At 58.4% G+C, this 12,310-nt stretch carries 10 protein-coding genes and 2 pseudogenes; 8 read left to right on the top strand and 4 right to left on the bottom strand.

The features are described from left to right. Positions 1 to 320: 320 nt before the first annotated feature. Positions 321 to 1,085 (bottom strand): annotated as a pseudogene (locus BN1800_RS37770) (NADPH-dependent F420 reductase); the annotation flags it as partial. 132 nt (positions 1,086 to 1,217) lie between these two features. On the opposite strand from BN1800_RS37770, the gene BN1800_RS37765 reads away from it, so the two are divergent. After that, positions 1,218 to 1,601 (top strand): winged helix-turn-helix transcriptional regulator, encoded by a 384-nt coding sequence (locus BN1800_RS37765; RefSeq protein WP_087005818.1) that lies wholly within the window; start codon positions 1,218 to 1,220, stop codon positions 1,599 to 1,601. 97 nt (positions 1,602 to 1,698) lie between these two features. On the opposite strand, the gene BN1800_RS37760 is transcribed toward BN1800_RS37765, so the two are convergent. After that, on the bottom strand, positions 1,699 to 2,343 hold the full coding sequence (locus BN1800_RS37760) for a TetR/AcrR family transcriptional regulator (RefSeq protein WP_087005815.1): 645 nt from the start codon (positions 2,341 to 2,343) through the stop codon (positions 1,699 to 1,701). A 125-nt stretch (positions 2,344 to 2,468) separates the two neighbouring features. Here BN1800_RS37760 and BN1800_RS37755 point away from each other — a divergent pair, with 125 nt between their 5' ends. After that, on the top strand, positions 2,469 to 3,347 hold the full coding sequence (locus BN1800_RS37755; RefSeq protein WP_087005813.1) for an SDR family oxidoreductase: 879 nt from the start codon (positions 2,469 to 2,471) through the stop codon (positions 3,345 to 3,347). Positions 3,348 to 3,599: 252 nt separating this feature from the next. Continuing rightward, positions 3,600 to 3,986, top strand: coding sequence for a GFA family protein (locus tag BN1800_RS37750; RefSeq protein ID WP_244564794.1), 387 nt, complete (start codon positions 3,600 to 3,602; stop codon positions 3,984 to 3,986). A 188-nt stretch (positions 3,987 to 4,174) separates the two neighbouring features. Here the strand turns inward: BN1800_RS37750 and BN1800_RS37745 are convergent, their stop codons facing one another. Then, on the bottom strand, positions 4,175 to 5,080 hold the full coding sequence (locus BN1800_RS37745; RefSeq protein ID WP_087005808.1) for a LysR family transcriptional regulator: 906 nt from the start codon (positions 5,078 to 5,080) through the stop codon (positions 4,175 to 4,177). Positions 5,081 to 5,203: 123 nt separating this feature from the next. On the opposite strand from BN1800_RS37745, the gene BN1800_RS37740 reads away from it, so the two are divergent. The 5 genes and pseudogenes from BN1800_RS37740 (at position 5,204) to BN1800_RS37720 (ending at position 10,905) form a co-directional block, all read left to right on the top strand. Continuing rightward, positions 5,204 to 6,169 carry a tripartite tricarboxylate transporter substrate-binding protein gene (locus BN1800_RS37740; protein ID WP_087005806.1) on the top strand — a complete coding sequence of 322 codons (966 nt, stop codon included), beginning with the start codon at positions 5,204 to 5,206 and terminating at the stop codon, positions 6,167 to 6,169. A 502-nt stretch (positions 6,170 to 6,671) separates the two neighbouring features. Next, positions 6,672 to 8,119: pseudogene (locus tag BN1800_RS37735) on the top strand (tripartite tricarboxylate transporter permease). A 16-nt stretch (positions 8,120 to 8,135) separates the two neighbouring features. Continuing rightward, complete coding sequence (locus BN1800_RS37730; RefSeq protein WP_087005803.1) at positions 8,136 to 9,221, top strand: tartrate dehydrogenase; 1,086 nt, start codon at positions 8,136 to 8,138, stop codon at positions 9,219 to 9,221. 280 nt (positions 9,222 to 9,501) lie between these two features. After that, positions 9,502 to 9,708: a hypothetical protein gene (locus BN1800_RS37725; protein WP_425299109.1), complete on the top strand. Its 207-nt coding sequence runs from the start codon at positions 9,502 to 9,504 to the stop codon at positions 9,706 to 9,708. Positions 9,709 to 9,741: 33 nt separating this feature from the next. Beyond that, entirely contained in the window at positions 9,742 to 10,905 is a 1,164-nt protein-coding gene (locus BN1800_RS37720) for a mandelate racemase/muconate lactonizing enzyme family protein (protein WP_087005800.1), read from the top strand. A gap of 394 nt (positions 10,906 to 11,299) precedes the next feature. Here BN1800_RS37720 and BN1800_RS37715 read toward each other — a convergent pair whose 3' ends face one another. Next, positions 11,300 to 11,809, bottom strand: a complete 510-nt coding sequence (locus tag BN1800_RS37715; protein ID WP_087005797.1) for a DEAD/DEAH box helicase family protein — start codon at positions 11,807 to 11,809, stop codon at positions 11,300 to 11,302. Positions 11,810 to 12,310: the final 501 nt, after the last annotated feature.

The raw sequence follows: 12,310 nt of genomic DNA, 5'->3' as shown, positions 1-12,310 counted from the left end.
GTGCTCATCCTAGCGCTCCTCCTTCAAGACAAGAGGCCTGATGAGCGAGAGGCCCATCAGCCCGTTGCGCCCTTCACACTTCGGCAGCTGGTGACATTGCGGGCGATTTGCTTCCCAGCTTTAGCAGAAATGCGGTTAGAGACACCACCGACCGAGCCAATGCTGCCGGGCGGCAATGCGCCCTCTTGTCAGCCATAGATGCCGTTGATGCATCTGCGCGAAAGCGGCCATCGCATTGATGTTGAAGCCATGACATGTGTGCGCCGATATCCTTGGGAAAACTCGAGTCGCCATCACGGCGTGAAATTAGTCCGAGGATACTAATCTTTCACGATGCTCCTTATCGCTAACGCGGTCCCGGCGCGGTTTTGGGCTACGATTTCATCGTGAGTAAGGCTGCCGCCTTTTTCCATGAAGACCTTGATCAGGGCCTCGCGGTTACCAGCCGAGCGGGTTTGGTCAGCTTTTTCTAGAGCCGTTTGCAGCTCGTCAGCAGTCAGTTCCGTGCAATAGGCAGGCGTGCCTGGCTGTTGTCGCCATGAGGTCGCGAGACTCCCGGCATCGAGGGCGTCGAAGCCCGTTGCCTCCACCAGTTGCATAACAAGCGACTTCTTTTCGAGGTCATCCCCCGCTACCGGAAGGGCGATGCGGCCGGGTTGCGACTTGTCTACGCCTTTTTCCGCGAGAGTCGCAGAAAGCACCGCATTCCAGGCTTTAATGATCGGTCGGTTGATCTGCTCGCTGACCCAGACCGCTTCCGGTTTGCCACCATCAACATCGGTGATCGCTCCGTCACGGAACGGATAGTAGTTGGACGTGTCTACGACAACGACGTTCTCGGGAACATTTGCGAATAAATTGGCAAGATCGCGATGAGCCGAAAACGGGATGGAAAGGATCACAATGTCCACCCCCGTCACGGCCTCTTCCTTGGTCGTTGCCGTCGCACCAACTTCCGCGGCGAGATCGCGGATGGATTCTGGACCCTTTGAGTTGGCAAGCTTGACCTCGTGATCTGCGGCCGCGAGCTTGCGTGCAAGTGTCGCGCCGATGTTCCCTGCGCCGACAATTCCGATGTTCATATCATTTCCTTGCTGCGAATATTGGGTTCAACGCACTCCAACGGAGGCGTGACTTGTTGTGCTCCGAAGAATAGGATTAGCTACCGGGTACGGCAAGAACCGACTAAAAGGTGGGTAACCTACCCAGAGGTATGTATGGCAGTTGAACGAGACTGGCGCTGCGACGACCCGAAGCAGCGAATGGTATGGGCGGCGGCAACCCAGGATGCTCTGCGGGTCCTTGAAGGGAAGTGGAAGATCGTCATCATCTGCCAGCTCTTCGCCGCAAAGGGTCCGCTAAGATTCTCGGAACTCGAAAAGCGCGTCGAAGGCGTGAACCAGAAGATGCTGATCCAGCAACTCAAGGACTTGGAGAAGGATGGTATCGTGACAAGAACCGTCTATCCACAGGTGCCGCCAAGGGTCGAATATGCACTGAGTGATATGGGGATCGCACTCGGTCCATCCATGGCGGAACTAATCGACTGGGCGTTCATGCGACGTGATGCGCGTGCCGCAGCGTCGCAAGATCCGGCGTAAGCGACCAGAATATTTCGGTGACTGCCCGCTGTGCATCGCCAGATCAAAAGGAAGCCGCTGCGTCGAGCCGCGCTGGCCGAGATCGTCTACCCACCGCTTAACGAAATTCAGGTTCAGGCGACGTGATCAACGCATCCTCAAGCAACACCCTGGCTGCATAGCGGTTTGCCTCCACTATGGCAGAATCGCGCATCGATTGCGCGATCACGATCGCGCCTTGGAAGAGCGACAGGATCTGGATCACGGCTCTTTCGGGTTTGCTTAATGCCAAAGGCTCGATGAGTGACGCAACAAATTCATGTAAGCCCTTAAAATAAGCGGCGATGGTTGCCTGCACGTCTGGGGAGTTAGCCTCCGGCCCGAACTCGGCCAGTCCTTTCACGAAGGGACAGCCGCGGAAGGAAGGCGTACGGAACGGTTCCTCTAACGCGTCAAAGATGGCGAGGACACGCTCCAGCGGCGACAGCCCGGCTCTTTCAGTCGAGGTTGCGAGCATCTGAAACCAAGTGTCACTTTTGTAACGCAAATAGGTAGCGATCAGGTCTGCCTTTGATGGAAAGTGCTTGTAGAACGTCATCTTGGCCACGCCGCTTTCGGCAATGATGCGGTCTATCCCAACTGAGTGGATGCTGAACCGGTAAAACAGGTCCGACGCCGTCTTTAATATACGTTCTCGCGGGGCAAGGGCGTTGAGCGGCTGCCCCTCCACATCCACGAACTCAAGCATGCCGCGCGTTTCCATCTTTCGTCACCTCAGATCTTCGTACACTGATATACAGACTATTCTGTCAATTTAAAGATTGCAAATACATACAGGTCTGTCTATATGGACGCGACGTCCCCTGGATTTCAGAGAAAGGACTTAGGATGAGCAGAAAAGTCGTTGTTGTGACCGGCGCGAGCAGTGGTTTTGGGAAACTAACAGTATTGGAGCTAGCTGGGCGGGGTCATACGGTGGTTGCGACCATGCGAGACGTCGAAGGAAAAAATGCCAAGGTCCGGAGCGAGCTCATCGAGGCGGTGAAAGCTGAAGGGCATGTATTGCACGTCCTTGAAATGGATGTCGCCGACGAGGCATCGGTCAATTCCGCGATCGAGCAGGTCATCAGGCAGCACGGAAAAATCGATGCCCTGATCAACAACGCGGGAACGATGGCCGTCGGGGTCACGGAAGCCTATACGGTCGCGGACGTCGAACGGCAATTTGCGGTCAATTTCTTTGGCGCCCTACGGGCCGACCGCGCCGTACTACCGCACATGCGTGCCGCCGGCAGCGGACTTCTCGTTCATGTGACATCCCTGATGGGTCGCGTGATTTTTCCGTTCTTCGGCGTCTATTCTGCGAGCAAGTTCGCGCTCGAGGCGCTTGCCGAAGCCTATCGGTACGAACTGAAGGGCTTTGGAATTGACTCCGTCATCGTCGAGCCAGGGCCATTCCCGAGCAACCTTCTTTCCTCCAGTCCGGAGCCGTCCGACGAAAGCGTGTTAGTCTCATATGGAGAGGTCGCGGCGATCCCAGGTCAAATCAAAGACAGCTCCAGCAACGCGCACGATCCGCACAATCCACCACGACCCCAGATGGTTGCCGATGCCATCGCACGGCTGGTCGAGGCCACGGAACGGCGTCCATTGCGCACGGTCGTCATGCCTGAAGGCATGGATCTCGGTGTCCAGCGGTTGAACGAGGCCGTAAGCCCAATTCAGAACGACCTGCTCACTTCGCTCGGCATGACGAGCATGATCTGACACTCTCCGGTTGGCGGGTGGTGCCACCTGCCGCCCCTTGAGGGGGTCACTCGGACCTGCATGTGAGATAAAGGCGTCGCAAGCTTCGCTGCCGCGTATGGTGTCTGAGGCCACTGCTACCGCCGCAAGGCGCTATTGCCGCCTGACGGCGGCATAGATGATACCCTGCGCCAAAGCGCGCGGGATCGGCAACGCACAGCCCGCGGCCAAAGGCGAAACGAGCGGCCAAGCAATTCAATGACGGGAGCTTTTATGCATAAAGGCAGTTGTCTCTGTGGCACAGTGAAATACGAAGTTCGCGGCAAGCTTGGTGTGGCGATCTATTGCCACTGTTCGCGTTGTCGCAAGGCGACCGCTACCGCATTCGCGACCAATGCGCCCGCCGCGAGCAGTGACTTCGTCATCATTGAGGGCGAGTCGGCGCTGAAGGCATTCATTTCTTCGCCAGGCGTTCATCGCCTCTTCTGTTCCAACTGCGGTTCGCCGATCATCAGTCGCCGCGATGCGATGCCGGACGTCGTGCGCTTGCGGCTGGGGACGCTCGATACGCCCTTGCCGGCGCCGCCGACCGCGCATTATTTCGTGGCCTCGAAGGCCGAGTGGTACGAGATACACGACGACTTGCCACAGTTCGCGTAACGCTCGATGCATTACAGTTGCATATCGCGGGCGCGCTGCAACGAGTCGCTCCTCCTCGATACGAGCTCCCGCTCCGAGCCGTAAGCGCTAGCATGAGCACCATGGGTGAAGGTCGGCTTCGCCCAATCGAACACTGAAAGCCGTCATTCCCCTTCCTGCCCCGTGAATTCCTGAGCTCACGCCTGAAGTTACTTCCGTGCAGCCATCACCGTCGACCAAAACTGCTCCGCGAGTTCCGTCATCCTCGTCCGGGGACGGATGAGAACGATCTTGACAGCAACTGTCCATTCTTCATCCCCCGCAATGGCGAGCTTGCCGTCGCTAACCAATTCTGCGGCCGCCAGACTCTGTGGAATCCACGCGACGCCCTTTCCCTCCATCGCCAGAGCCTTCAATACCATCGCGAGGTGGGAGGTGAATACCCGAACTAGCTTCAGATGTCCCGCCCGAGTTGGGATGGTGGCTGCCAGTATCCGTCCCATGCCAGACTTTTCGTCGAACGCGATATGCGGGACGGGGTCTTCAAGCGTTCCAGGAAGCTTGTAGGCTGGTTCCCCGCTGTCGGAGCGCATCGCGACGGGTATTAGAAGATCGCTAGCCAATTCGACATGCTTGAAATCGGTGTCGTGCAGTCGGATCTCGCTGTCCGGATGGTGATGACAAAGCAGAAACTGAGCGCGTCCGTCCGCCATCATCTTCTCGCACTCGTTCATATTGTCGGACAGGAGGCGTATCGGCACCGTCGTGGTGGAAGAGCCCAGGCTCTGGACCCAGCCTGGAAAGAACGTAAACGATAAAGCGTGGGTCGCGGCGAACGTCAGCGTCGCGCTGGCCGCTCGTGTCTGTTCAAGCTCGTGTCTCGCCCTTTCGATGCGTTGTAGTACATCGGCGGCTGCCGAAAGCACGATCTCTCCGGCAGGAGTGATCTTCAGGCGGTGCGTGGAGCGGTCGACCAACGGTGTCCCGCTCCAGTCTTCGAGCGCACGGATTCTTCGGCCAAAGGCCGGCTGTGTGATGTTTCGGAGCTCTGCAGCTCTTGAAAAGTTAAGGGTCTCGGCGAGTGCACGCAAATCGGCAAGCCAGGCGGTATCCATCTCATCTCCTCGTCGTCGGCATCAAATGAAGCCGGATCGGCATTGGACCGTCAACCGGTAGTCGGCAAAGGTTCGCGAAGGAGTGCCGTTGTTGACGTCAACGGCAAAAAGAGGAGGAAAGAAATGAAGCTCGCTCTCACTATAGCCGCGCTTGCGGTTTCCGTCACCCCTGTTTTCGGAGCCGACTATCCGGACCGAAACATCTTCATGGTAGTGCCATATGCGGCAGGGGGCCCCACCGACACGATCGCACGGCTTACCGCCGACGCGATGTCAAAGTCGCTCGGCCAGCAGATCGTGGTCGAAAACGTGGGGGGTGCAGGCGGCACTATCGGTGCTCGTCGTGTCGCCGACGCAGACCCAGACGGCTACGCCATCCTGGTCCATCATATTGGGATGGCGACGGCGCCTGCTCTCTATCGCCAGCTCCCCTACAAGCCGCTCGAAGCCTTCGAGCCGATTGGTCTTGTCAGCGATGCCCCTATGACGGTCATCTCTCGTGCCGACCTGGGCCTGGAGTCCTTCGAAGACCTTCTTGCCTTTATCAAGCAGAAGGGCACCAACGTCACCTATGCTCATGCCGGACTTGGGGCTGCCTCCCATCTGTGCGGCACGCTCTTCATGTCAACGATCGGCACACAGATGACCACGGTCCCATACAAGGGCAACGGCCCCATCATGACCGATCTAATCGGCAAACAGATCGACATGACCTGCGACCAGGCGACGAACACAGTTGGCCCGATCACCCAGAACCAGGTCAAGGCTTACGCGATCACGAGCGACGAGAGAGCCGAAATGCTTCCGGATGTGAGGACCACCACGGAGGCGGGCTTGCCCACGTTCAAACTTGGCGTCTGGCACGGCGTCTATGCTCCGAAGGGCACTCCCAAGGACATCGTAGACAAGCTCTCGTCAGCTTTGCGATCCGCCATGGAGGACGCGACGCTCAAAGAACGCTTTGCCCAGATTGCGACTATTCCCGCGACCAAGGAACAAGCAACTCCCGACGCCCTCCACACGAAGTTGGACAGCGAAATCAAGCGGTGGGATCCGATCATCAAGGCCGCCGGCGAGTTCGCCGACTGAGGTCGGAGTGTGGGCTCAGGATTTCCTGGGCCGACACCAGGTGTTCCAATGGATATAAAAAACCTCGCGGCGTCGCTCGTGTTGTTAGCGACCGGGTTGAGCTTCGGTCTTACGTCCTTCTTCTGGATGTCGGCAGTGCGCTGAGAATGGGACCTGGCTACTTCCCCCTTGTGCTGTCCATCCTGATCACTGGCATCGGCCTGGCAGTGGGATTGAGGGCGCTGACGGTTAGCCACCCATTTCATCCCCAGCACGCTCCTGTTCGTTCGATCGTCGCAATCATTGTTGCGCCGATCCTTTTTCGGTCTGACCATACGTGGGTTGGGTTTCATTCCCGCAGTATTGCTCACCGCAGTCTCCGCCGCGATGGCTGCAAAAGGCCAAAGGCCGTACATCGCAGCGGTCATCGCGTTGGCCATTACGGCCTTCTGTCTCGCCGTCTTCTACTACGGACTCGGCCTTCCCGTCCGGCTCTTCGGGCCGTGGATTGGAGTTTGACGAAATGGACTTCATCAGCAACTTGGCGCTCGGTTTGAGCGCAGCCCTGACTCCGTACAATGTTCTCTTTTGCTTTGTCGGAACCCTCCTCGGAACCCTCGTCGGCGTACTTCCTGGCATCGGTCCGACGGCTACTATTGCGATGCTCCTGCCAATCACGCTCTCGTTGTCGCCGGAGACGTCACTCATCATGCTCGCGGGAATCTACTATGGTGCCCAGTACGGAGGATCGACCACAGCGATCCTGATCAATCTCCCTGGGGAGTCGTCATCGGCGGTAACGGCGCTCGACGGTTATCAGATGGCAAGACAGGGAAAGGCGGGGCCAGCCCTCGCGGCGGCAGCGCTCAGCTCCTTTTTCGCCGGCACTATCGCAACAGTCTTCGTCGCGGCGCTAGCTCCACCCTTGACGAAGATCGCTTTGCAGTTCGGCTCTCCAGAGTACTTTGGCTTGATGCTCTTTGGTCTGGCAGCCTCCGTCGTCCTCTGGTGGGTACCGACATAAACACGGGAGCGATGCGTTTCACGCTTGGTCGGCCGGAACTTGCCGACGGGCTCAATTTCGTCGCCGTGGCGGGGGGCATTTTTGGAATCGCAGAAATTCTGCGGAACCTTGAGTTGACGGTCCAGCGAACTGCAGTCGTAAAGCGAGTGGCAGGCCTCTGGCCGAGCAAGGAGGACTTGAAGGCCATGTTTGGTCCAGCATGCCGGGGAACGGCTCTGGGCTCAGCCCTTGGCATACTTCCGGGCGGCGGCGCGATTCTGGCCTCCTTCGCGTCCTACGCCCTGGAAAAGAAGATCTCGAAGACGCCCGAACGCTTCGGGAAAGGAGCCATCGAAGGCGTGGCCGGTCCTGAGGCGGCAAACAACGCAGGCGCCCAGACGTCATTTATCCCCATGCTGACCCTCGGCGTACCCGCAAATCCGGTCATGGCTTTGATGATCGGAGCGATGATCATCCAGGGTATCGTTCCGGGACCGCAGGTCGCAACGTCACAGCCCGTCTTGTTCTGGGGGCTCATTGCGTCGATGTGGATCGGCAACTTCCTTCTCGTAGTCTTGAACCTCCCGCTTATAGGCCTCTGGGTGAGGCTGCTGACCGTACCATACAGTGTGCTTTTCCCGGCCATCCTCGCGTTCGCTTCCATCGGGGTCTACAGCGTCAACTCAAACACGTTTGATCTGTACGTCATGGCGGCGTTCGGCGTCTTTGGCTATGTGCTCGCCAAGCTGGAGTTCGAACCCGCTCCTATGCTGCTGGGTTTCGTCCTCGGTCCGTTGCTGGAGGAACACCTCCGTCGCGCGATGACCATCTCCCATGGCGACCCGATGGTCTTCGTGAACAGACCAATTAGTGCGGCCCTTTTTCTGGTCGCCGTGGCGGTCCTCGCGATCGCCTTCATTCCCAATATCGCAAAACGCCGCAGGGAAGTCTTCGTAGAAGAAGACTGATCGATTGGAGACAGGCATGACCAACCAAAAAACGAACAAGATCTACAGGATCGCCTCCATCGCCGGCGACGGCATCGGCAAGGAGGTCGTACCTGAAGGGCTACGAATCTTGGAGGCCGCGTCGAAGAAGTTCGGATTCGAGTTGCAGATCGACTCCTTCGATTTCGCCTCATGCGACTATTATCTGAAGCACGGGCAGATGATTCCCAAGGACTGGAAGGCTCAGATCGGCGGCCACGACGCCATCTTTTTTGGGGCAGTGGGCTGGCCTGAAGCTGTTCCCGATCATATCTCGCTGTGGGGCTCTTTGATCCAGTTCCGTCGCGAGTTCGACCAGTACGTGAGTCTGAGGCCATGCCGGCTGATGCCGGGAGTGGCCTCTCCTTTGGCGGGTCGTGGTCCAGGTGACATTGACTTCTACGTGGTCAGGGAGAACACGGAGGGAGAATATTCTTCGATCGGCGGCAAGATATTCCCCGGCACCGACCGTGAAACCGTCGTCCAGGAGACGGTCATGACCAGGATCGGCGTCGACAGGATCCTTAAGTTCGCGTTCGAGTTGGCTGATAAGCGCCCAAGGAAAAGATTGACCTCAGCGACCAAGTCGAATGGGATTTCGATCACGATGCCCTATTGGGACGAACGCGTCGAAGAGATGGCGAGATCTTACCCTGGCATCACCTGGGACAAGTACCATATCGACATCCTGTGCGCGCATTTTGTGCTGAATCCCAACAAGTTCGACGTGGTCGTCGCTTCCAACCTGTTCGGTGACATCCTCTCCGACCTCGGGCCTGCCTGCACTGGAACGATCGGAATAGCACCCTCCGGCAACATCAATCCAGAGAGAGAGTTCCCATCGCTGTTCGAACCAGTACATGGTTCGGCACCTGATATAGCCGGGCAGGGCGTCGCCAACCCCATCGGCCAAATCTGGTCCGCCGCCATGATGCTGGAGCATCTAGGTGAGCAGGAAGCGGCTGACGCCATCATGGCGGGTATCGAAGGATCGCTCGCCGATTCACGGCTGCGGACGCGGGATCTCGGTGGAACTGCCAATACCGTGACATCCGGAAAGGCCGTGGCCGACTTCCTCATCTGAGCGCATTTTAGGATAACGATGGCCGGCGCGCTTCCATGCTAAAAGCGAACAAGCGCGCTGATCTTTGAGGGGCGTCGCAGCGGTTGGTGCGGCTAGGCCACCAGCGCAGAATGCTGGTGTTTCCGTTCCGCGACGACCGGCAGTCGCCGTTTGTTTATATGCCCAATCGGCATCAAACAAATGACCATTGGCATTGGATCAAAGCCCGCCCGTACTTTACCACCTGCTACTGGAAAACCGATCGCAAATGATAGGCGGCAGGAGGAATAGGAGGAGCACCATGGCGCGACGCGTGCTGCTCGGTGTGGACCGCTTCATGAATGAGGCCCGCGTCGTGGTAAACCTCCTCGGCAACGGCGTCGCGACAATCGCTATCGCAAAGTGGGAGGGCGCTCTCGATCGCAAGACGGTCGAAGCGGTGATTACCGGACAGCGCGGCGAGCCCCCCCGACGGATGACTGCCACGACCCTCAAAGCTCAATACTGATATCAACGTCTTCTATCTAACGGAGTACATGAAATGCGTATCACCGACGTCTGCGAAGTTACGAAACCGATCGCTTCGCCTATCCGCAACGCCTATATCGACTTCTCGAAGATGACGGCCAGCCTCGTCGCCGTCGTGACGGACGTCGTGAAGGACGGCCGGCGCGTTGTCGGCTACGGTTTCAATTCGAACGGGCGTTACGGCCAAGGCGGCCTCATCCGCGAGCGCTTCAAGGATCGGATTCTTGAAGCGTCTCCGGATGGCCTGATGAACGACGCCGGCACCAATCTCGATCCGCACAAGGTCTGGGCGACGATGATGCAGAACGAGAAGCCTGGCGGTCACGGCGAGCGTTCGGTGGCCGTCGGCACCATCGACATGGCCGTTTGGGACGCTGTCGCCAAGATCGAAGGCAAGCCACTCTTTCGACTCCTCGCCAAAATGAAGGGTCGTGAAGCTAACCCGAAGGTCTTCGTCTATGCGGCAGGCGGCTACTATTATCCTGGCAAGGACAACAGCGCGCTGCGCAAGGAAATGCGCGGATACCTCGACCGCGGGTACAATGTCGTCAAGATGAAGATCGGCGGCGCCTCGATCCACGAAGACCGGGGCCGGATTGAGTCGGTTCTCGAAGAGATTGGCTCCGAGGCGCGCCTCGCCGTTGACGCGAACGGCCGCTTCGACCTGGAGACGGGCATCGCCTACGCGAAGTTGCTCCGCGACTATCCGCTCTTCTGGTACGAGGAGATCGGCGATCCTCTGGACTATGCGCTGCAGGCTGCCATCTCGGAGTTCTACGACGCGCCGATGGCGACCGGTGAGAACCTTTTCTCGCATCAGGATGCTCGTAACCTGCTCCGTTACGGCGGAATGCGGCCCGATCGCGACTATTTGCAGTTCGACTGCGCCCTTTCCTATGGGCTCGTAGAATACCTCCGTACTCTGGACGTCCTGCGCCAGTTCGGCTGGTCGCCGTCGCGCTGCATCCCGCACGGAGGGCACCAGATGTCGCTCAACATTGCAGCCGGGCTGGGGCTAGGGGGCAACGAGAGCTATCCGGACCTCTTCCAGCCGTACGGCGGCTTCCCGGACGGTGTGGAGGTCGAGGGCGGCCACATCGTGATGCCGGACCTTCCCGGCATCGGCTTCGAAGGCAAGTCCGACCTCATCAAGGTCATGCGGGAACTAGCGGAATAACAAGACGCGGAGCGGGGGGACTGCCTCGCCCGCTCCTTCTCAGGACACCCTTCGATGATTGAAGATTTTCGACAAGCTGCACTCGACTACCACCTCTACCCCCAGCGAGGAGTATACCACAGGATCAGCGCCGACGGCCGCATAGGCGGGCGTCATCCCGTTGCGGTTGCATGTCGGCTTTCCTATCCCGAACGCCTTTAACAGTCGGTCCGTTCACGGCCCCTTTCCGTCTGCGACGCGCCCCTTGTCGGTCGTTAAAACACCCGGTTTCTCGTTCTGAAAGCTGCCGGTCGGCTACGAAAGCGACAACGCCGCCAGTGAGCCGTTCAGGCGGCTAGCGTCTTTCCCGCAATAATCGAGTGCTTCCCATCCCATTCACAATACGTCCAGGGCTTCAGGTGAGTTGAGCGAGGATATCGTCGACGACACTTGGGACAGTATCTGCCGTGTCGATATTGATGCCGACGGGGAGGTATCCCCGAGTATGATGGTAGCGGAGTACCAACGCCCGCTCGGCCGGCTCGAAGCCTGGCTCATTCGGCCGTCCATCTAATCGTCGGTTCAATGTCGCAACGTCTATGTCCAGCACGAAAACCTTGTCGAATAGGTCTAGGAATTTATCGAAATTGCGCGAGCCGCCACAGAAGAAGGTGATAGGATGGGTGGTGTCGGCAGCAATAGCGCGGACCTTGTCGACAGGCCAGATCCAGTGCGCGTATCCCCAAACGATGCGGTCCGCGCCTGTGGGTGGTCCTGCGAGTGCCTGGCCTGTCTCGGGGTCGCCGACATAGGCCAAGACCCGGTCACCATGGACGACATGGTAGCCCCGCCGCTCCAGTTCAGTACCGACAGACGTTTTTCCAGTGCCGGAACTGCCTTCGATCAGATAGTTCCTAATTCCCATAGGCGCCGTTTATCATGGCCTTCAATCCGGTGAGAAGAGACTTTACGTGCGGACCCTCCACCAACGAACTCACCTGATCAAGGACAGCTTTCGGTACTTTTCGGATTAGCGGCGAATGTCTAGCTAAGCGCCCTCATTTCAGTCATCCAGACAGGCTCAGAGATTTCCTCAAAGCTGCCGTTCGGCTTATGCGACCTGAATGTCCAACTCGGGGTGGGAAGCGGACACCGCAGCTTGCTTGTCGAATGAGCAACGAGTTGGCACGTTCGGTGCGAATGCAAAATTCTTGGTTTTTGGCGGTTGTGGCCTCGACTGCGACCGTCTCTGCACTCGATTAGCCCGATCAGGTGGTGGCGTCGGTGCTAGTTGGGTTGTGGATGATTTCCCACAGGTGTCCGTCGACGTCGCGGAAGTAGCCGGAGTAAGATGCCCCAGGGCCGGTCGTGTAGGGCGGTGACGGGCGCCCCCGCAGCCCTGGCTTTGGCCAAGAGCGCGTCCACC

This window comes from Rhizobium sullae (assembly GCF_900169785.1).
Lineage (GTDB): Bacteria > Pseudomonadota > Alphaproteobacteria > Rhizobiales > Rhizobiaceae > Rhizobium > Rhizobium sullae.
Note: the sequence above shows the minus strand (reverse complement) of the source record. Positions and strands in the feature narration are given on the sequence as shown.